We start from the raw sequence: 20,375 nt of genomic DNA on the forward strand, positions 1-20,375 counted from the left end.
TGAACCGGTTAATACATTGCCCGGCAACGAAGGGAGGCTCAACATGAGAAAACGGATCATCCTGGCCGCCACCGCCGCGCTGGCCGTCGTGATCTCCGTGTTCGTCGCCGTCCAGCCGGCCCAGGCCGCCGCCGGGTTCACGGTGAGCAACGGCCGGCTGTACGACGCCAACGGCAACGAGTTCGTGATGCGGGGCGTCAGTCACGCGCACACCTGGTACCAGTCGCAGACCAGCGCGTTCGCGAACATCAAGGCGCTGGGCGCGAACACGGTGCGGGTGGTGCTCGCCACCGGCGACCAGTGGGCCAAGAACGACACCGCCGACGTGGCCAACGTGGTCTCGCTGTGCAAGGCGAACAAGCTCATCTGCGTGCTCGAGGCGCACGACACCACCGGCTACGGCGAGGCCGGCGCCGCGGTCTCGCTGGACAAGGCGGTCGACTACTGGCTGTCCATCAAGAGCGCGCTGGTGGGCCAGGAGAAGTACGTCATCGTGAACATCGGCAACGAGCCGTACGGCAACAACGCGGCGACCGTCGCCAACTGGGCCACGGACACCGCCAACGCCGTCAAGCGCCTGCGGGCGGGCGGCTTCGAGCACACCATCATGGTCGACGCCCCGAACTGGGGCCAGGACTGGTCGTTCACCATGCGCGACAACGCGGCGACGGTGTTCGCCGCCGACCCGCAGAAGAACACCGTGTTCTCCATCCACATGTACGGCGTGTTCGACACCGCCGCGGAGATCAACGACTACCTCAACCGCTTCATCTCGGCCAAGCTGCCGATCGTGGTGGGCGAGTTCGGCTTCAACCACTCCGACGGCAACCCCGACGAGGACACCATCATGGCGACGACCACGTCGCTGCGCATCGGCTACCTCGGGTGGTCGTGGAGCGGCAACGGCGGTGGCGTCGAGTACCTCGACATGGTGACGAACTTCAACCCGGCCCAGCTGACCAGTTGGGGCGACCGCATCTTCAACGGCGCCAACGGCATCAAGGCGACCTCGCGCGAAGCGTCGGTCTACGCGGGCGGCACCTCGTCACCCTCCCCGTCGCGCTCCTCGGCGTCGCCCAGTCCCAGCCGCTCGTCGGCGTCGCCCAGTCCCAGCCGCTCGTCGGCGTCTCCTTCTCCGTCCTCCTCCTCGTCCTCGTCGTGCAAGGTCACCTACACGATCGTCGGGCAGTGGCCCGGGGGCTTCCAGGGCGAGGTGAAGATCTCCAGCACCGCCGCCGTCAACGGCTGGAACCTCAAGTGGAACTTCGCCAACGGGCAGGTGCTCAACCAGGCCTGGGGCGCGACCTACGCCCAGTCGGGGGCCGCTGTCACGGCCACCAATGTCAGCTACACCGCGAGCATCCCCGCCGGGGGATCGGTGAGCTTCGGCTTCTTGTCGAGCTGGAACAGTACAAATGCGGCTCCTGGCTCTTTTGCTTTGAACGGCCGCACCTGTAGCTGATCCGCGGCGGCGCCGGCGATGGCCTAACCTGTGCGGGTGGAGCGGGTGGTCATCGTCGGCGCCGGTCCGGTGGGTGTGGCCGCGGCCATCCTGCTGGCCCAGCGGGGGATCGCGTCGCTGGTGCTGGACCGCTATCCGGAGCCGTATCCGCTGCCGCGCGCCGTCCACGTCGACGACGAGGTGATGCGGATCCTGCAGGTCCTGGGCGTGGCCGAGGAGTTCCTGCAGGTGAGCCGGCCCGGCCTGGGGCTGCGCCTGCTCGACGCGCGCCACCGCGTGATGGCCACCTTCGACCGCGACCCTTCCCGCGGGCCGCACGCCTATCCGCAGGCGAACATGTTCGACCAGCCGGACCTGGAACGCTTGCTGCGCCGGCGAATGGCCGCCGAGCCGCTGATCTCGTTCGTGCCGGGGACCGTCGTCTCGGTGGACTTCCCAACGGTGGGCTATCGCCTTCCGGACGGGACGGTTCAATCGGTCCAGGCTTCGGCCGTGCTGGGCTGCGACGGCGCCAACAGCACCGTCCGTGACCTGATCGGCGCCACGCTCGTCGACCTGGGCTTCGAGGAGCGCTGGCTGGTCGTCGACGGGATCTGTGAGGAAGACCTGCGCGCCTGGGGCGGCGTCCACCAGGTGTGCGACCCGCGCCGTGCGGCCACTTTCATGCAATTGGGGCCGCGCCGGTACCGCTGGGAGTTCCGCCTGCTGCCCGGCGAAACCGACCTCGACGTCGACCCGCTGCTCGCACCCTGGCTGGGCACGGTCCCGGTGCGGATCGTGCGCCGCGCGGAGTACACGTTCCGCGCGAGTGTCGCCTCGACCTGGCAGTCCGGCCGCGTCTTCCTGCTGGGCGACGCGGCCCACCAGACCCCGCCCTTCATCGGCCAGGGCCTGGGCGCCGGACTGCGCGACGCGTACAACCTGGCCTGGAAACTGGCGACGGGCGATGCCGCGCTCCTGGCTTCCTACGAACGGGAGCGCCTGCCCCACGTTCGCGCCCAGATCCGCCTGGCCATCGTGGCGGGCTGGGCGATGACCGGCGGCCAGGACCGCGCCGCGGCGGTACGGCGGCTGTTGCTGGGTTCGGTGTGGCGCCTGCCCGGGATGAAGGGGCTCGCCCTCCGCTCCACGTCTCCCGCACTGCGCGGCGTCGGCCGCGGCCGCCTGGCCGGCACGTTCGCGCCCCAGCCGTCCCGTGGCTTCGACACCGTGCTGGGCGACGGGTGGGCGGTGCTGTACACGGGCGCCGAGCCGTCCGGGTTCCCCGCCGAGTACCGCCTGGTGAAGGTCACCGACGAGGTGGACCCGAATGGATCGCTACGACGCTGGATGCGCGGCCGCCAGATCGTCCTGCGCCCGGACCGCGTGGTGTTCGCGACCCGCCGCAGTCAGTGAGGGAAGGCCAGGCCGGCGATCAGGCTCGCCAGGGCGATGACGCCGGTGGCCGCGACGCCGACGACGCCGAAGGCCAGGCTGACCGTGGCGGCCCGGCGCAGGCCGGCCAGGTGGGCGACGGCGATGCTCACCGCCGCCAGGATCGCCGGCACCGTCACCAGGGCGAGCGCCGTCACGACGACGAACACGATTTTGTACTGCACGATCGACCTCCGAGTTGGTCCGCTGCGGCTCGCCCTGATTGCTGGTGCGACGAGTCCGTCGCCAACGGCGGCCGAGCGAGCTGGCTCGGAGTCTGCGTGACAACGGGAGGCCCCGGTCCGTTCACGAACCGGGACCCCCCGCTTACCGCTCGGTCAGCGGCGAATGGCTACCAGGCAGCACCACGCGATCCCCGTCGCGGCGGTGATGCCCATACCGACCTTGAACTCGGCGTCGGCCGTGATTGCCGCCAAGGGCGCCACCGTGAAGCTCGCCATGATCGCGACGAACACGTAGAGCAGCACGATGATCAAGCCAGGCGGGCGGAGATTGATTACTGAATGGTCGTCCAACTTCGTTCTCCCTTCAGGTTCGGACAGAAACCCTCGTGGAGACGTGCCGTGTGCGTTCTGGCCGCTTCAACCCTGAGGTCTAGTTGGTGATCGCCGTCCGCGTTGCCGCGGAATCCTCGACGGCGGTGGTCCGGACGTCAGCCGGACGAATGTGCTGCCCTCCGCGCCGGCGGGAGGGCCTGAGGCGCTCTCTCGCGTAGCCCCGAGATGAGGCAGGTCGAGAGAGACCTCCAGGCCCTCCCGCGCAACGTCTATCGTGATTGGTCCACCGACAGGCCGGCCCTTTTGAGACCGTTGCCCGGTGGAATCTTGGAGATCGACGATTCGGGCTCGATCCCCAGGCGTTCGGCGATCCGGGTGAGGAGCGCCGTGGCATCGAACCCTTTCTTCACTTCTTCGGCGAAGGACTCGGCGTCCTCGAGGGACCGCACCGCATCCCGGACTGTCCAGACGGTCTCCAGGTCGAGACCGCCGATCGTTGATCGAAGTGCGTCGAGCGCGTTGCCGCGTAGCTTCTCCGCGCGCCGTTCGTCCCGCCAGCACTTCCGCCCGAAGTCGGCGTAGGCGCTGTCGATCGCTTTCCGCAGGTAGGCGAGGTCGCCTTCCTTGATCGAGCGGCGGGCGATGTCGTTCGGCCACATCTTGAAGAGTTTTTCGGACACGGCCTGAACGAGGTCGTCGGCGAGGGATGCGTTACGGCACCGAAAGCACGCGTATTTCCACGAGGGCTCCAGCCGGGGCTGAAGCCAAGTGATGTAGGAGCTCCCGTCCCGGGCTTGGGGATCGAGGTTGAAGGCACCCGCGGGTGCGCTGCCGGCGTCTCGTGGGAGCAAGCCGCCGACCGGGTCGACCGGGCTGGAAGGATTCGGTTCCATCGGTCTGGGTCCCCTTCGGGTTGGCCCGCCGCCCGCTCACGCGGGAGGTGTCTCGCCTCCTGGCTGCTGCCAAGCGACGGGACTGGGCCTGAACGCGCGAACACGCGTCCACTCGAGCGCACGCCTCGCGGCGCCGCTCACCCCTATCAACGCCGGCGGACGGTCAGATTTCCCATCCGGCTCAAGATTTTTCGCGTCAGAGCTGGAGTCCGAGCCGCTCGCCGTTGCTCAGCGTGAGGACCAGCGAGGCCGTGACGGGCGGCGCCGCGAACGCCACGGTCTCCTCCGCACTCATGCCTGGACGGAGGTCGAACGCCGCGGTCGCCGGGCCCTGGTGCGCGAGGGGCTGTCCGTCGGCGAGCACGTCGAAGGTGTCCACGTGCTCGGCGGTACGGCCGGTGTTCGTGAACCGCACCGTGACCTCGAGCCGCTCCGACCCGAGCAGGTCGACGCTGGTGACGATCGCGTGAGCCCGGGCCGCGGCCGGGACGGGCGTCGTGCTGCCGGCCTCTGCCGACGCGGGTGCCAGCAGGCCGAACCCGCCGCCTACGGCCACCCCGGCCGCGGCGGCGAGGGAGATCGCCCGGACTACGTCGCGTACCAGCTTCATGACCCCGCCCCGTTCGGTTCGCTCGCCGGTTGTGGAGTCAGCCTCACACAGCGTGCTGAGGTTCGGGTTTGGTGCGGCTGAGTTGCACCCTCAGCATGTCAACCGGCCGGACGGCTTCTTGTCCTCGGCGGTCGGCCCCCACGACTCAAGCACCACGTCCGCCCCGAGCGACTCCTCGACCGCGCCGACCCAGTCGCCGACCCGCCCGTAGACCGGCTCGACCGAGCCCAGCGCCCGGGTCATCACCTCCAACCGCTCAAGATCCCCCGCCGGCCCGACCCGCAGCGGATTGCCGCCGCGGTATTCGTGGCACATGGTGTCCACGGGAAGGTCCAGGTGCGTCAGCACCAGCCCGTCGACGCCGCCCACCACGTCCAGCGCGTACCGGTGCAGCGGCGCGTCGAAGTGCCCGAACCGAAACGCACCTTGCCAGTCGTTCGCGGGATTGTTCGGGTCCGCAAGATCCAGCGACCCGTCCTCCGTCGGCAGCGGCCCCGCCCCGTGCCGCGTGGTCACCGTCCGCAACACGCCGAGCCGGACAACCTCGGCATCGGGTGGCAAAAGCGACAAAGCGTTGGCAAACGTCGTCGTACTCCACGTCGTGTGCGGGTGGAACCCGTGCCACTCGTCGAGCAGCACCCCCTGGGCCCCCTCGAACACGCACGCCCCGGCCGGCTCGAATCCGTCGACGAACCGCACGGTCGCCGCAAATCCGGCGAAAGCTTGCAGACACGCAGCAATCGACGGGCCGTCCGAAACGCCGAGCCGCAGACGCAGCAACGCCAACTTGCGCCGCAAAACGGGTAGATCGGCACAATCCCCGACCCGCGGAGCATCGTCGGGATAAGCCAGGGCGTACGCCATCGCTTCGCCGACGCCCATCCCGCACGACCCGTGCCGAGCCGCGCCTCGAGCCACCTCCTTGGCCTGGTTCGCTGAGCGGTGGTACGGCGTCGAGATCAACGCGGCGCGATCGACGCTCAACCGCGACCACACATCCGAAACGCCGAGCGAGAGCAGATGCGCGGCCTCGGTCACCAGCGCCAGCGGGTCCACCACCATGAAGCGCGACAGGAACGTCCGCACCCCCGGCCGCAGCGAACCCGAACCGAACTGCGCGAACGTGTGCTTGCGCCCGTCGGCGAGCACGACCGTGTGCGCCGCCTGCGCGCCCCCGTTGAACCGCACGACGGTGTCGATGTCGCGGGTCGCGCACAGGTAGTCCACGGTCGTGCCCTTGCCGCAGTCGCCGAACCCGAGGTCCACGACGATGTAGTGCATCTACAGCCGCTCGACGGTGACCGGGCCGGCCAGATCCGACGGGGTCGCACCCCGGGCCAGCGGCGCGCGCCCGCCGCCGATGCGGGCCAGCGCCTTGCTCACCGAGCCGGCCGCGGCCGAGCCCACCTCGTCCAGGTCCGCGAGGCCCTCGTCGAGGTCGATGCTGTCCTCGCCCAGCCCGACGGTCAGCGCGATCGTCTCGCACACCGCGTCGAGGTCGTCGAGCGCGATGACGTTCTGCCCGAGCAGGTCGCGCCAGAAGTCGAGGATCGTGGTGTTGCCCGCGTACGAGGAGCCCGCCGGCAGGATGTAGTACGTGTCGTACATCCGCCGCACCTCGTCCACGATCGCGCGCAGGGCGATCGGCTCGGACAGCTTGTCGCCGATCACGTCGCGCACCTCGGACGGCTTCACCCGCGAGTAGGCCTGCTCGTCGCCGATGATGAACAGGTACCCGCGCTTGCCCCGCTTCTCGTAGCAGTCGAGCGAGGTGTGGCGAGCCATGAAGTACATGGCCAGCTCGTACGACTCGGTCATCTGACCGCCCCCGCCACCCTCGAGCACGAAGCGGCTCAGGTCCTCGTCGAGCCGGTTGTCCGACTCGAACTGGCCCACCTGCAACGGCACCCGGTCGCAGGTCGCGTCGCCGATCGCGCCGAACAGGATCTGCGGGTCGGTCACGTAGCCCTTGCGCAGCAACAGTCCCAGCAGCTGCGGCAGCTTCTGCTGCAGCACGCGCGGCACCGAGCCCATCGACCCGGTGACGTCGAACAGCACCGCGATCGCCACCGAGTCCGGGTGCTCGTCGGAGTCGCGGCTCTCCCGGGCCGTCACGCCCTTCGGGTCGAGTCCCTTGTGGACGGTACGGGCACCGGAGTCGCTGTACGCGAACGCGCTCGTCCCCGTCGCCCGCCGGTAGCGGTCGGCCGCGTCATAGACGTCCGTCGACCAGGTTCCACTTCCCATGACAATCTCCCTCACAACGAGAATGGCCGGAATTTCCGTGGCCCGTACAAGCGGTGCAGCAGTTCGTCCAACTCGCCGAGCAGCTTCCACGCGTCGTCGGGCCGCTGCCGCGGCGAGGCCAGCCGGCAGCCGTCGGCGAAGCGCCGCAACGCTTTCGGGGCCCGATCACCCATCAGGCCCGCCATGACGGAAGCGGCCATGGCGATGTCGGTGTAGGCACCGGGAGTACCACGGGAAAGCACTTCGGACGGATAGTCGAACCCCGGCACGATCGCCGGAATCCGCTCGCCGGGCGTCGATACGCTGTAACACCAATCGACCAGGATCACCCCGTGGTCGGACGGTTCGATGAGCACGTGCTGCGGCACGACGGCCCCGTGCACGACCCCCGCCCGGTGCGCCAGGCCGAGCGCGACGAGCAGCCGCCGCCACATCCAGGCCGCATCGCGAGGATCGAGGCCGTGCGGCCGTTTCTCCTGTACCGTCCGCAGCGAGCACAACCCCGCCGCCGACACGGCGATGACGTTCGCCCGCCGCGTCGCACCCGCCGCCGACTTGTGCCGGAACGCGTCCACGAGCCGCGGCACGTACGGCAGGTACCGCGGATCCCCGTGCTCCGCCATCCGCCGCAGGGCGGCCGCCTCGCGCGCCATCAGGTCGTTGCACGACGGGTCGCGGACCAGCTTCAGGTGGCCCTCCGGCACGCGGTACAGGTTGGCCAGGTCGCCGCGGTACTCCAGCACGTCGGTGGAGTACGTCCCGCGCGGCGTGCGGATCGTCCCCCGGTCGCGCCAGAGCTCGGCCAGCCGCGCGAACGCCTTCGTGCCCCGCGGCCCGGCGGCGTCCGGATGCACGAGCTTGGCCAGCGTCCGGTACCGCCCATGCGCGTCCCCACCGCCGAACAGCTCCTCGGCGGTGGCCCGCTCGACGAGCGCGATGGCCTCGTCGGAGTTCATCGCACCGTCTCCTCCCGGCTCGGCATGAGCAGCGCGGGGTGCAGGAGCTGGGCGTCGCCGGCGCGGTACAGCTTGGCGCGCGGCCCCCCTCGAGCCCCGCCCCGCTCCGTGGTCGCGCCGGTGCTCTCCACGAAGCCGGGCACCGAGAGCACCTTGCGGTGGAAGTTCCCGGCGTGCAGCGGCTCGCCCCACACCGTCTCGTACACGGCCCGCAGGTCGGCGATCGTGAACTCGTCGTCCACGAACCTGGTCGCCAGCGGTGAGTACTCCAGCTTCGCGCGCGCCCGCTCCAGCCCGTCGGCCAGGACCGTGGAGTGGTCGAAGGCGAGCGCCTCCGGCCGGTCGTCCATCGCCACCCAGGCCGCCTCGCGCGCGTCGCTGCCGGAGACCGGGTCGGGCAGGTGCGGGGCGAAGGCCAGGTACGCCACCGAGAACACGCGCATCCGCGGGTCGCGGTCCGGCGCCCCGTACGTCCCGAGCTGCTCCAGGTGCAGCCGCCGGTGCGCGGTCGCGACGCCGGTCTCCTCGGCCAGCTCGCGGGCGGCGGCGGTGGGCAGGTCCTCCCACTCGCCGACGAACCCGCCGGGCAGTGCCCACATGTCCTTCATGGGCGGGCATGCGCGCCGCACGAGCAGAACGTGCAGCCGCCCGTCGCGGATCGTGAACGCCACGACGTCGACGGTGACCGCGACGGGCGGGTACCGGGTCGGGTCGTAGTTGGCGAGGAACTCGGCCTCTTCGTTGCTCACGGCGCCTAGTCCTTCTCAGGGAGAGTCTTTCTCGATCTGAGAACAACGTAAGGCAGAGAGCGCTCAGGGCGCAAGGGTATTTATCGTCAAACTGACGACGAGTACCGGAAAAGCTCAGGACTGGCGGTTGCGCTCCCGGCGCACGACCGGCCGGCGGCCCTTCAGGGTGGTCCGCCGCAGCGTGTCGATGACCTCGTCGACCGCCCCGTCCGGCACCTCGACCAGCGAGAACCGGTCGGCGATCTCGATCGCGCCGACGTCCCGCCCGGTCAGGCTGGACTCGCCGGTGATCGCCCCGACCAGGTCCTGCGGACGGATCCCGGCGGCCCGCCCGGCGCCGACGAACAGCCTGGTCATGCCGCCCGTCGGGGCCCGCCGGCCGCCCGTCTCGCGGCCCCGGCCGCGCCCGTCGTCGCGCACGGCGACCCGCCGGGCCGGGCGGTCGTCGCGGTGCTCGGGCCGGTCCCGCGGCTGGCGCAGGGTGACGTCCGGGATCTCCTCCTCGTCGTTCTCCCCGACGGCCGTCGACTCGTGGGCGAGCTTGATCGCCGCGAGGGCGATCTCCATCGGGTCGAACTCCTCGGCGAGGGACTCGACGATCGGCCGGAAGCGGTCCAGGCCGTTGTCGGCGATGAGGCTCTCGTGCAGCGCCGCCCGGGTCAGCTCCATCCGGCGGGCGCGCAGGTCGGCGACCGAGGGCACCTTCTCGATCGTGATGCGCTGCTTGGTGACCCGCTCGATGGTCTTGAGCATCCGGTGCTCGCGCGGCTCGGCGAGGGTGATCGCCACGCCCTCGCGCCCGGCCCGCCCGACGCGGCCGATGCGGTGCACGTACGACTCCGGGGCCGATGGCACGTCGTAGTTGACCACGTGCGTGAGGTGCTCGACGTCGAGTCCGCGGGCGGCGACATCGGTCGCGACCAGCAGGTCGGCGGTGCCGTTGCGCAGCCGGGCCATCACCCGGTCGCGCTGCTCCTGGCCCATGCCGCCGTGCAGGGCCTCGGCCCGGTAGCCGCGGCCGTTCAGGGTCTCGGTGAGCTGGTCGACCTCGTCGCGGGTGCGGCAGAAGACGATCGCGGCGCCCGGGGCCTCCACGTCGAGCACCCGGCCGAGCGCGGCCGGCTTGTGCGCCCGCGGTACCACATAGGCGACCTGACGCACCAGGGGCGCCTCGCCCGCCGGCGTCGGCTCCCGCCCGATCTGGATCCGCAGCGGGTCGGTGAGGTGACTCGCGGCGAGCCCCTCGATGCGGGGCGGCATCGTCGCGCTGAACAGCACCGTCTGCCGGTCCTCGGGGGTCTCGGCCAGGATCGCCTCGATGTCCTCGGCGAAGCCCATGTCGAGCATCTCGTCGGCCTCGTCGAGGACCACGGCGTGCAGGTCGTGCAGGCGCAGGGTGCCGCGGCCGAGGTGGTCCAGGGCGCGGCCGGGGGTCGCGACGACCACGTCGACGCCGAACTCCAGCGAGCGCAGCTGCCGGCCGATCGGCTGCCCGCCGTAGATGGGCAGGACGCGGACGCCGAGGTCCCGGCCGTACCGATGAATGGCTTCGGAAACCTGCACCGCGAGCTCCCGCGTCGGCACGAGGACCAGCGCGGACGGGTTGTCGCCCCCCGGTGCGGGCAGGCGCTGCAGCAGCGGCAGCGCGAAGGCGGCCGTCTTGCCGGTGCCGGTGGCGGCCTGTCCGAGCAGGTCACGCCCGGCGAGCATGGGCGGGATGGCCTCCCGCTGGATCGGCGTCGGCTCCTCGTAGCCCAGCCCGGCGAGCGCCTTGAGCAGCTCGTCACGCAGCCCCAGCTCGCCGAAGCCGGTCACGTCCCCATCGTCAATGCTCGCGGTCACGGGGTGCTCCTCACTCGGGCAATGCTGGCGGCCCCTCTAGCATCCCAAACGCTCCGAGGGTGCTCCGTGGCGCGGTCGCCGTGTGTGATCTGCGACCGGTTAAGGTTTGGCCCGTGACCGACGACTGGCACGAGCAGCGTGCGCGGGCGGTGGCGCACCACGGCGCTGAGCTCGAGCGCCGCCGCGAGGCCGAGGCCGAGCAGGCCAGGGCCCTGATCACCGACTTCGTGACCGCCGCGCGCGAGTCGGGCCCACCCGCGGAGCCGCTGCGGGCGCGCTCCTACAGCGGCCGGTCGTACCGCACCGGCCTGCGCGGCTGGTACCTCAACCCCGCCCGCACGATCGCGATCTCCGAGGCCGGGGAGTACTACTCGCTGCTGGTCCCGTCCTCCGCGAAGGCGCTGCTCCTGGGCGCGGAACCGGTCCCGCAACCCCCGCGCCTGATCGTCGGCGAGGGCGCCCGCGACGGCGAGTCGATGCCCCTGGCCACCATCCTGCAGCGCCTGCTCACCCCACGCTGATGAACTCCGGCGGCACCGCGTCGGCCAGCCACACCCCGTTGTCGGACCGATAGAACACGTGCCCGGCGCGCGCCATTTCGCCCGCCGCCACCGTGAGGATCACGACCGCACCCCCACGCCGCGTCCCCACCCGCCGCGCCGTCGCCGTGTCGGGGGACAGGTGCACGTGATGCCGCCCGCCCTTGTTCAGTCCGGTCTCTTGAATAGAAGCCAAAAACGCCGCGTTTGTACCGTGAAAAAGCACCTCTGGCGGCGCTTGTGCGACGAGCCCCAGCTCAACCGCGACACTGTGTCCCTGGTTCGCGCGAATCCGCTCGACCCCGTCCGGCCCCACCGCGACCGCGAACCGCTGCTTGTCGTTCCCGGCCACGACCGCGTCCAACGTGGCCCGATCGATCCCGAGCGCCGAAAGAAAGTCGGACACCGGCACCCACCCGGCCTCGTCGAGCGTCAACCCGACCCGACCCGGCTCATGGCGGAGCGCCTTCGACATCCGCTTACTGATCTTGACTAACTGTGCGTACTCCATAACGGCCTAGATTCTCCGCCGTCACCCGCCCGCCGGTCACGGCATTTTTCGCAGCCCGTCGAGGATGACCCGCACGGCGTTGTCCCGCGTCCGCGAATCCGGCGCCCACATGGCCGCGTGCGAGGCCCCGACCAGCACCGCAATGACCTCACCGGCCCCCACGTCCCGACGCAGCGCCCCAGCGTCGCGGGCTTTCGTCACCAGCACGTCAACGGCCCCGAGCAGCTCCCCCCGCACGTCCCCGACCACATCGGTGACGTCGACCCCGGCCCCCGACAACGCATCGGCGAACGCATTCTTGCTGGCACTCTGCGCCACGACATGCTCGAGAAACCCGAACAGCGCCGGCCCCGGATCCCCGTCCTCCGCCTCCGCCGCCGCCGCCCGAGCGTGTTCCACCAGCACCCGCATCCGCTCAACCAGAACCGCCTCGAGCAGCGCCTCCTTCGTCGGAAAGTGCCGGAACACGGTCCCGATCCCGACCCCGGCCCGCCGCGCCACCGCCTCGGTCGACGCCCCAACCCCCTCGGCGGCAAACACCGCTTCGGCCGCCTCGAGCACCCTCGCCCGATTCCGCCGAGCGTCAGCCCGAACCGGCCGGTTGACATCCGGAGCCGCCGCTCCGTATCTTTCAATCGGAGTCACGAGTCCGATTGTACGTCCGCCCGCTGCTGCGTTCCGGAGGCCGCACCGTGCTTACGACTATCCTGTTGTCCCTGGTCGCCGGCTTCTTCGCCGGCAACGGCCTGCCCTATTACGCCAAGGCAGCCGGGGCGAGGGCCGCAACCCGTCCCCGTTCCCGGATCGCCCGGCCGTGAGCGTCCTGGTCGGGGTCGTGGCCTTCGCCATCGCGGCGGTGGCCTGGCACTTCGCGCATGCGGAGGCCCACTTGTGGCCGGCCCTGACCGCCGCTGGCGTGGGCCTGGCCGCCGTAGGCCTGGCCCACACCCGAACCTGGACCGCCCCCAACCGTTGGGGCAAACGCCCGTCTTAGGCTGACTGCCTTTTCCGGGGATCTTGGCTTCTCATGCTCCTGGCTTTCTTGTGCTCTTGGCTTATGCCAGCCGCGCTCGAAGATGCTGCCCACGGGCAGCGGAAACTTGCGAACTGACCGCGGCCCGAACCAGCCCACTGCGATGCCGGACATGCCCCCCAGGCCCCTCAACCAGCAGATGCGCGTGCACCAGCTGATCGACGGCTCCCAGCACCTCGTCGAGTTCCAGCTGCCCGGCCGCAGCAACTTGCTCAACCCGAAGCGACCCAAGCGCAGCGGTAAGCCGAAGCACCTCCCAAGCCGCAGGCGTCATCCACCGGGTCCGCTGCCGAGCCAGATGCATCGCCACCTCGCCGGCCAGCTCAGGCCGCAACTCCCGAGCAGCCGTCACGAGCGCCGGAATCCCCCCACTGGCCTCGAGCAGCTCGCTCGGCAACTCCTCAGCGGTGAGCGGCGCCAGCCGCAACACCAGATCGGCGTCCAACGCCCCAAGCGGCCGCTCAACAATCGCCGACGGATACCGGTACGACACGACGACCCGCACCCCCCGCTCCTGCAACCACCGAAGCTCACTGACCGAATCAGCATCAAGATGCTCAGCATCGTCAATAGCGACAACAGCCCGCTGCTGGTCGACCTGGCCTTCCCGCAACCGCGCCGCAATCGCATCAAGCTCAGCCGGCCGAAGATGCCGCCGCTCACTCATGGCCGCGTCAAGCACCTCATCAGCCCCCACCCCAAGCTGGCCGAGCACGGACCGCAGCCACCCCAACCGCAACGCCCCACCGGGCCCCGGCCCTCGCCCAAGCCCGACAACGCGCGGAAACAGCTCCCGAACCCGCGCCAGCAACGCCGACTTCCCCGCCCCCGCTGGCCCAGCCACGTGAATAACATCGGCCCCATAGGCGAGCGCCTCAAGCTCAGCACTACGCCCAACAAACCCTCCGGACGCAGCAAACCCGCCCGGTACCACCTCACCCACTCTCCTACGCCCGCCCACCATCCCACTGCTATGCCCGCCATCGCCCCCAACTCCCACGCCGCCAGCCCCCAGCTCTCCCACCGCCCCCGCTCCTCCAACGGCGCCGATCCCTCCTCCTCCGATGGCGGCCGTTCCTCCGATGGCGGCCGTTCCTCCGATGGCGGCTGGTCCTCCTACAGCGGCCAGTCCTCCCAGTGCGGCGACTGGTCCTCCTGCAGCGGCCGGTCCTCCTGCAGCGGCAGGTCCTCCTGCAGCGGCAGGTCCTCCCACAGCGGCAGGTCCTCCCACAGCGGCAGGTCCTCCCACGACGGCCGCTTCTTCCATGGCGGCTGGTCTTTCCACGGCGGCTGGTCTTTCCACGGCGCTGCTAGACCCCGTGATGCTGGGCGCGGAGGTCCCATTCGTCCCCGGCAGTTCGGTGACAGTCGCCATGCCCTCTGCCACGTCCCGGACCAGGGCCAGGTTCGCCCGCCCCGTCCCCGGCTCGCGATCGGCTTTGCGACGGTCGCCACGCCGCCGGTCGAACGCCGGGGGCCCGCCCTCCAGCGAGGCCACCAGCGCGTCGCGAAGCGCCGTGGTCGCTGCTCCGGGCGCGATCCCGAGCTCGTCAGTGAGCGCCTGGACGCACCGCTCGTACCATCGCACCACCTCGTCCTGCCGTCCCTCACCGGCGGCCGCGCGCATCATCACGCGGTAGCCCCGCTCGGCGTACGCCTCCAGCTCCAGCGCCTGCCGCCCCAGCCGCAACGCCCGCGCCGGTTGGCCCTCGACCGCGCGCTCGGCCAGGTCGAGCAGCGCTCCCACGAGCACCGCCTTGACCTCGGCCCGGGCCGGCGCCGCCCAATCCGCGTACTCGTCCTCGGCGAACGGCAGGTCCCGCACGAGCCGCACGATCTCCTCGCGCACGTCCACCCGCTCCGGCTCGGCCTCGGCCACCCGCGCCGCCGCCCGCAGTTCGGCCAGGTCCAGCCGCGCCCGGTCCGTCGCGAACATGTACCCGCCCGCCCGCGTCACGATGAACGACCGCGACGTGGGCACCCCCGGCTGCAACGCCCGCCGCAGCACCGACACGTAGTGCTCCAGCGCCGCCGCATGGTTGCCAGGCAGCTCCTCGCCCCACACCGCATCGGCCAGTGCGTCCTTCGACTGCACCCGGTCGTGCCGCGCCGCAAGCACCCCCAGCACCTGCCGAGCCCGCCGAGGCAGGTCCTCCCCAGTCAGCCGCACCCCACCCACATCGGCGGGGTCGATGATCTCGATCGTGCCCAGCACCCGTACGTCCACGCCGCCGCATTCGGCAGCCCTCCGAAGGACCTGAGCCCTCCCATCGGTGCACTTCAGGTTCACCAAAGCCGGACGTCAGCCCGCCCTGCTTCCCTTGCCGGATGAAGCACGCCGCCACCCACGCCGGCCTGGCCATCCGCCTCACCTGGCGCATCGCCCTGGCCGTAGCCCTCGTCACCGCCCTGGCCGCCGGCCTGATCACCACCATCATGTCCATCACCTGAGCCGCCTCTCGCGAACCCCGCACACCCCCTCATCGGATCGAGCGGCCCTTTCGGTTCACGGGATGGCCAACTCTATCCAGCAACAGCTCCGCCACACCCCGACGAGCCACACCCCGACGAGCCACACCCCGACGTGCCACGCCCCGGTCGCTGTAGAACAACGGGTGCACGATGATGCGCCACACGCTCAGCCCGTAGCCATCCTCGGCCGCGCTCCACAAGTTCGAACCACGCCGCCCACACAGAGGCGAGCCCCGCGCTCTGCCGCCGCGCTTCGCCTCGCGGAAACCGCAGCGCAGCTTGCCGTCACGCGCTCGTGGCCGCACGCCCACGCGCACGCCACGCGCACGCCGCACGCCCACGCGCACGCCGCACGCCCACGCCGCACGCCCACGCGCACGCCCACGCCGCACGCCGCACGCCCACGCGCACGCCGCACGCCCACGCCGCACGCTCCGCGGTCGTCTGGACGCGCTCTTGGCACGTCCTGCGGCGCGGTCGTCTGCCAGGCGCTCATGGTCGCCGCGTGCGACGCCACGGTGAGCCGCTGAGCGCTGTCCGCTGTTCGGTCGTCCGCGATGCCCGTCGTGATGACATCGCCGAGCCGGAACGAGCGGCCCTCCCGGTTCACCTGACGCCGCCTGACCTGCCTGAACCCGCCGAGCTGCGTGAATCGCGTGAACCCCGCGATCCACCCGAGTCACCTGAGCGGCCTCAACCCGCCGAGCCGCCTGAACCGCCTGACCTTGCCCGAGTCGCCTGATCGCGCCTGGCCCGCCTGCTCCACGTGGTCGTGCCCGGGCCGCCTAATCCTGCGCGGCCCGCCCGAGCCGCCTGAGCCGCGTGGTCCTTCCGAGCCGCCTGATCCGCTTGGCCCCGCCCGAGCCGCCCGACGGCCGCGCTGATGTCCGGATGTCGCCGGATGGCGTTGCTCAGCCCAGCGGCAGGTCCGCCCGAGCCACGATGAGCGGGGGAGCCGTCATGCGCCACGCCTCCGTGATCAGGTCGGCGAGCTCGTCCTCGTGGGCCTTGCGCAGCCGCACCTGGACCCAGCCGATCCGGCCCGACGCGCGGGCCTTCTTGTACGCCCGCGGGTCGTCCTCCACCAGCGCCGCCTGCTCCTCCCGGGTGGCCTTCACGAGCATGGTCAAGTCGTCCGCGCACAGGTACGCGAAAGCCTTGTCCCGCACCCGGAACCCGATGTGGTTGCCGTGCTGGCGCTGGTCGACCTCGGGCAGCATGAGAACCATCCGTAGCGCCTCGTCGACGCTCACCCCGCGTACGGTCCGCAATCCCATGACTCTGGTGTAACAGGACGGTACGACACTTTTCCTGGGATCCGATTTTCCCCATTTGGCGAGTTTGTCGAGGTATCCGGCCCCGATCCGCATCGCCGCAGCTCACGGGTCCTGCAACCAAAAATTGTCGGAGGGTCCCGCTATCGTGTCGCCCGTCGGGACCGATCACGAGGGGGTCGACAGGCGATGAGCGAAGACCGGTTCGTCACACCAACCGAATGGCGGCGGCACCTGCTGCCCCGGCGTGGCGGGTTGCCCGTCGCGTTCGTGCCCGAGCCGGACGCGGCCACCATCGTCGCCAAGGCGGCCGAGGGCGACCTCCGCCAGACCCTCACCCACCGGCTGACCCCGCAGGACGTCTCCGCGGCCGGCCTGCGGCACCTGGACGGCGCGCCCGACAGCACCCCACTCGGCGCCGCGTCCGTGGCCGTCTACGCGATCGGCCCGCAGGCGAAGACCGACGCCAGGACGAGCCGGGCCATCGCCGACGAGTGGATCCGCACCCGGAGCCTGGCGTTCGCGGTCAACGCCGCCGTCGAGCTGGTCGACCTGCGCTTCATGATTGACCGCGAGCAACGCTACGGCAAGGATGTCGGACCCGGGCCGATCACGCGGTACGGGCGGGACAGGCCCCCGACCCACTACGGCGACGACGGCATGACGCAGGTGCTGCGGCGGCTCCGGGTCGCCATGGCCGCGGCGTCCGACGAGGACTATGCGGATGCGGTGGGCGCCCTGGCCGGGCTCCGCGCCGGTGATCTCACCCCGCACCAGGCGGTCGTCGCCACGTTCCTCGCCCCGACCGAGCAAGCCTGGGTCAACCGGGACGTGGGCGCTTTCGCGGGCCGATCGGGGCACGAGTGGCTGGAGTTACTGCTCACCTCGTGCATCACCGAGCCGGACCGGCTGCGGCCGCTCTTCAACGGCTATGTGCCACGGTTCCTCGCCGGGACGCCGGAATACCTCTACACCGTCGCGGAGGGCCTCGGCGCCGACGGGCTGCCGATCTACCTGGACCTCATGTCGACCAATGCGGCCTGGGGCGACGGAATGCGCCACCTGCTCTCCCTGATTTCGTCGGTACCGTCCGACGCCGCCTTCCTCGCCCTCCTCGAACGGTCGGACTCGAAACCCGGATCCCTTGCCCTGAGCGAGGCGGCGGAACGGTTCCCGCGCCGGGCGATCCGTCTGCTCGCGACGGCATCCGGCTCCGGATCGCGGGCCGTGGTGCTCGGCGAGCTCCTGCGCACGCAGGTGATCCGGCACCGGGCCGAGGCCGAGGAGGTCGCCGCGACCCTGCCCGAGGCCGCCGCCCGCCGGGTCACGGCCATCACCGGCCGGCTCGACGCGGTGCGGGAGGCGCCGCCGGAGAACGTACCGCCGCTGCTGGCCGCGCCCCCATGGACAGCCGGCGGCAAGCTCCGCAAGCCGATCGTGGTCGCCGGGCTCGCCTGCACCGACCCGGTGGCGCTGGACTGGGCGCCGGGCGAGCGGGAGGCGTGGCTGAAGGCCCGGCAGGGCTACCGCTCCTACGGGCGCCGCGACTTCGACCGGCTCGCCGAGGACATTCGCGCCGGGCGGGCCCGTCCCTACGACGAGGTCGGGTTCTTCGAGGCGGCGCCGGAGGCATTGGCGGTACCAATGCTGAGTCAATGGCAGCCGCGGGACTTTTGGAACGTCGAGCACTGGCTGCCGACCCTGGCCGCGCGGTTCGGGGTGGCGGCGTTCCCGATCGCGCTGGCCGGGGCGTCGTCGGCCGCGGCGGGCGTCGCCCAGGCGCTGCAGCCGTTCACCGGGCCGCAGGTCGGGCCGCTGATGGCGGAGTGGTTCGGCCGGCTGAAGTCGGTCCGGCCCGCGGCGGCGGCGTGGCTGCGCCGGCATCCGCAGGCCGCGGCCCGCGAGCTGATCCCGGCGGCGCTGGGGAAGGCCGGGGCGGCGCGGCGATACGCGGAACGGGCGCTTTACTTCCTGGCCGGCGAGGGCCACGGGGAGGTGATCCGGGCCGCCGCGTTGACGTACGGGCCGGCCGCCGCCGAGGGGATCGCGGCGCTGCTGGACACCGACCCGATCCAGCTGCTGCCGGCCAAGATGCCCGCGGTGCCGGAGTGGGCCGATCCCGCGCTGCTGGCCCCGATCGAGCTCGCCGACGGCTCGGGCAGCCTGCCCGCCGCGGCCGCCGGCTCGGTGCTCACGGTCCTGGCGATGTCGCGGCTCGGCGAACCGTACGCGGGGCTGGCTGTCGTCACCAGAACCTGCACCGCCGATTCGCTCGCCGAGTTCGCGTGGTCGCTGTTCCAGCGGTGGCAGCTGGCCGGGTACCCGCCGAAGGAGTCGTGGGTGCTCGACGCCCTCGGCTTCCTCGGCGACGACGAGTCCGTGCGGCGCCTGGCCCCGCTGATCCGTGCCTGGCCCGGCGAGGGCGGCCACACCCGGGCGGTCGCGGGCCTCGACGTGCTCGCCGAGGTCGGCACCGACGTGGCCCTCATGCACCTGCACGGCATCGCGGAGAAGGTGAAGTTCCGCGGCCTGAAGGAGCGCGCCCAGGAGAAGATCGCCGAGGTCGCCGACGCCCTCGGCCTCTCGCCCGAGCAGCTCGCCGACCGGCTGGTCCCGGACTTCGGCCTCGAACCGGACGGCACGCTCGTGCTCGACTACGGTCCGCGGCGGTTCGTGGTGGGCTTCGACGAGCAGCTCAAACCGTACGTGGCGGACGAGGACGGCAAGCGTCGCAAGGACCTGCCCAAACCCGGCGCCAAGGACGACCCGCAGCTCGCCCCGGCGGCTTCGACCCGCTTCGCGGGTCTCAAGAAGGACGTGCGCACCGTCGCCGCCGACCAGATCCGCCGCTTCGAACGAGCCATGGTGTGGCGGCGACGCTGGACCCCGGACGAGTTCCAGCGCTTCATCGTCGACCACCCGCTCGTGTGGCACGTGGCTCGCCGCCTGGTGTGGGCCGCGTACGCCCCCGACGCCACGCATGCCCACCCCGCCCAGGCCGGTTCGCCCGGCGGCGAGGTGGTGCCGGCACAAGCGAGCAATGCCGGTTCGCCCAGCGGTGAGCTGGTGTCAGCGCCGCCGAGCCAGCCGGCGCGGGGCGTGGTGGTTGGGCCGCCGGCGGCGGGTGGGCGACTGCTGGTCAGCCTGCGGATGGCCGAGGACCGGACGCTCGCCGGGGTCGACGACGAGCCGGCCGTGATTCCGGAGGGGGCGGTGATCGGGGTGGCGCATCCGCTGGAGCTCGGCGAGGACCTGGCCGGCTGGGCCGAGGTGTTCGCCGACTACGAGATCCTGCAGCCCTTCGAGCAGCTCGCGCGGGACGTGCAGGAGCTGACGGAGGCGGAACGGGCGGGGAGGCAGGTGACGCGGTACGACGGGGTGAAGGTCCCAACCACCAAGGTGCTCGGGCTCGAGCGGCGGGGGTGGCGCCGGGCGGCGCCGCAGGATGCGGGCGTACAGCCGGCTATGCAGCGGGACCTGCCGGGCGGCGCGACGCTGATGGTCGACCTCGACCCGGGGATCGTCGTGGGGATGGTGAACGAGTTCGAGGATCAGAAGCTCGGCGCCGCGTACATCCTGCCGGAGGCCGAGTTCAGCTGGAACCGGCGATCCGGGCTGCCGTTCGCCACCCTGGACGCGATCACGGCCTCGGAGATCCTGCGGGACCTGCGCGAGGTCGTGCAGTGAGCCGCCTCGGGGCCACAGTGGTCGCCGGCTACGACGATTGGGAGGTGGCGCAGTGAGCCGGGCCAAGGCGACCGCGGACGGCGGTGAGACGGCAACCACGACGAGCGGTGGAACGGGGGCCACGGCCAGCGGTGGGGCGATCACCGCGACGGGCGGTGGGGCGGCGACC

General features: G+C 71.3%; 19 protein-coding genes. 6 read left to right on the forward strand and 13 right to left on the reverse strand.

Annotation, left to right across the window (positions count from 1 at the left end; all coding sequences use genetic code 11):
- Positions 1-43 precede the first annotated feature (43 nt).
- Together ACQP00_RS12390 and ACQP00_RS12395 are read left to right on the forward strand one after the other, a co-directional pair.
- Positions 44-1,462 (forward strand): cellulase family glycosylhydrolase, encoded by a 1,419-nt coding sequence (locus ACQP00_RS12390; RefSeq protein ID WP_433218410.1) that lies wholly within the window; start codon positions 44-46, stop codon positions 1,460-1,462.
- Between the two features lie 36 nt (positions 1,463-1,498).
- Positions 1,499-2,857 carry a bifunctional 3-(3-hydroxy-phenyl)propionate/3-hydroxycinnamic acid hydroxylase gene (locus tag ACQP00_RS12395; protein ID WP_433218412.1) on the forward strand — a complete coding sequence of 453 codons (1,359 nt, stop codon included), beginning with the start codon at positions 1,499-1,501 and terminating at the stop codon, positions 2,855-2,857.
- Here ACQP00_RS12395 and ACQP00_RS12400 read toward each other — a convergent pair.
- The 9 genes from ACQP00_RS12400 to ACQP00_RS12440 form a co-directional block, all read right to left on the reverse strand.
- Entirely contained in the window at positions 2,851-3,060 is a 210-nt protein-coding gene (locus ACQP00_RS12400; RefSeq protein ID WP_433218414.1) for a hypothetical protein, read from the reverse strand. The two genes, ACQP00_RS12395 and ACQP00_RS12400, sit on opposite strands and share 7 nt — an antisense overlap.
- Before the next feature lie 153 nt (positions 3,061-3,213).
- Entirely contained in the window at positions 3,214-3,372 is a 159-nt protein-coding gene (locus ACQP00_RS12405) for a hypothetical protein (protein ID WP_433218416.1), read from the reverse strand.
- A 290-nt stretch (positions 3,373-3,662) separates the two neighbouring features.
- Positions 3,663-4,286: a hypothetical protein gene (locus tag ACQP00_RS12410; RefSeq protein WP_433218418.1), complete on the reverse strand. Its 624-nt coding sequence runs from the start codon at positions 4,284-4,286 to the stop codon at positions 3,663-3,665.
- A 196-nt stretch (positions 4,287-4,482) separates the two neighbouring features.
- Positions 4,483-4,896 carry a hypothetical protein gene (locus ACQP00_RS12415; RefSeq protein ID WP_433218420.1) on the reverse strand — a complete coding sequence of 138 codons (414 nt, stop codon included), beginning with the start codon at positions 4,894-4,896 and terminating at the stop codon, positions 4,483-4,485.
- 90 nt (positions 4,897-4,986) lie between these two features.
- Positions 4,987-6,177: an adenylosuccinate synthetase gene (locus tag ACQP00_RS12420; RefSeq protein WP_433218422.1), complete on the reverse strand. Its 1,191-nt coding sequence runs from the start codon at positions 6,175-6,177 to the stop codon at positions 4,987-4,989.
- Positions 6,178-7,143, reverse strand: coding sequence for a hypothetical protein (locus ACQP00_RS12425; RefSeq protein ID WP_433218424.1), 966 nt, complete (start codon positions 7,141-7,143; stop codon positions 6,178-6,180). It lies immediately after the preceding gene.
- 11 nt (positions 7,144-7,154) lie between these two features.
- On the reverse strand, positions 7,155-8,099 hold the full coding sequence (locus tag ACQP00_RS12430; protein ID WP_433218426.1) for a serine/threonine protein kinase: 945 nt from the start codon (positions 8,097-8,099) through the stop codon (positions 7,155-7,157).
- Positions 8,096-8,848 (reverse strand): NUDIX hydrolase, encoded by a 753-nt coding sequence (locus ACQP00_RS12435; protein WP_433218428.1) that lies wholly within the window; start codon positions 8,846-8,848, stop codon positions 8,096-8,098. Before ACQP00_RS12435 ends, ACQP00_RS12430 begins: the two co-directional genes overlap by 4 nt.
- Positions 8,849-8,962: 114 nt before the next feature.
- Positions 8,963-10,690, reverse strand: a complete 1,728-nt coding sequence (locus ACQP00_RS12440) for a DEAD/DEAH box helicase (protein ID WP_433218430.1) — start codon at positions 10,688-10,690, stop codon at positions 8,963-8,965.
- A gap of 113 nt (positions 10,691-10,803) precedes the next feature.
- Here ACQP00_RS12440 and ACQP00_RS12445 point away from each other — a divergent pair, with 113 nt between their 5' ends.
- Positions 10,804-11,211: a hypothetical protein gene (locus tag ACQP00_RS12445; protein ID WP_433218432.1), complete on the forward strand. Its 408-nt coding sequence runs from the start codon at positions 10,804-10,806 to the stop codon at positions 11,209-11,211.
- Here ACQP00_RS12445 and ACQP00_RS12450 read toward each other — a convergent pair.
- Together ACQP00_RS12450 and ACQP00_RS12455 are read right to left on the reverse strand one after the other, a co-directional pair.
- Positions 11,198-11,704, reverse strand: a complete 507-nt coding sequence (locus ACQP00_RS12450) for an RNA 2'-phosphotransferase (RefSeq protein WP_433218434.1) — start codon at positions 11,702-11,704, stop codon at positions 11,198-11,200. The two genes, ACQP00_RS12445 and ACQP00_RS12450, sit on opposite strands and share 14 nt — an antisense overlap.
- Positions 11,705-11,776: 72 nt before the next feature.
- Entirely contained in the window at positions 11,777-12,301 is a 525-nt protein-coding gene (locus ACQP00_RS12455) for a TetR/AcrR family transcriptional regulator (protein ID WP_433218436.1), read from the reverse strand.
- Positions 12,302-12,554: 253 nt separating this feature from the next.
- Between ACQP00_RS12455 and ACQP00_RS12460 the strand changes: the two genes are divergently transcribed.
- Positions 12,555-12,734, forward strand: coding sequence for a hypothetical protein (locus ACQP00_RS12460; protein ID WP_433218438.1), 180 nt, complete (start codon positions 12,555-12,557; stop codon positions 12,732-12,734).
- 61 nt (positions 12,735-12,795) lie between these two features.
- On the opposite strand, the gene ACQP00_RS12465 is transcribed toward ACQP00_RS12460, so the two are convergent.
- Positions 12,796-14,988, reverse strand: a complete 2,193-nt coding sequence (locus ACQP00_RS12465; protein WP_433218440.1) for a BTAD domain-containing putative transcriptional regulator — start codon at positions 14,986-14,988, stop codon at positions 12,796-12,798.
- 113 nt (positions 14,989-15,101) lie between these two features.
- Here ACQP00_RS12465 and ACQP00_RS12470 point away from each other — a divergent pair, with 113 nt between their 5' ends.
- Complete coding sequence (locus ACQP00_RS12470; protein WP_433218442.1) at positions 15,102-15,224, forward strand: hypothetical protein; 123 nt, start codon at positions 15,102-15,104, stop codon at positions 15,222-15,224.
- 932 nt (positions 15,225-16,156) lie between these two features.
- Here ACQP00_RS12470 and ACQP00_RS12475 read toward each other — a convergent pair.
- On the reverse strand, positions 16,157-16,522 hold the full coding sequence (locus tag ACQP00_RS12475; RefSeq protein ID WP_433059268.1) for an MmcQ/YjbR family DNA-binding protein: 366 nt from the start codon (positions 16,520-16,522) through the stop codon (positions 16,157-16,159).
- A 186-nt stretch (positions 16,523-16,708) separates the two neighbouring features.
- Between ACQP00_RS12475 and ACQP00_RS12480 the strand changes: the two genes are divergently transcribed.
- On the forward strand, positions 16,709-20,206 hold the full coding sequence (locus ACQP00_RS12480; protein ID WP_433218444.1) for a DUF4132 domain-containing protein: 3,498 nt from the start codon (positions 16,709-16,711) through the stop codon (positions 20,204-20,206).
- Positions 20,207-20,375 lie beyond the last annotated feature (169 nt).

It is taken from the genome of Dactylosporangium sp. CS-047395 (genome assembly GCF_050942185.1).
Taxonomy (GTDB): domain Bacteria; phylum Actinomycetota; class Actinomycetes; order Mycobacteriales; family Micromonosporaceae; genus Dactylosporangium.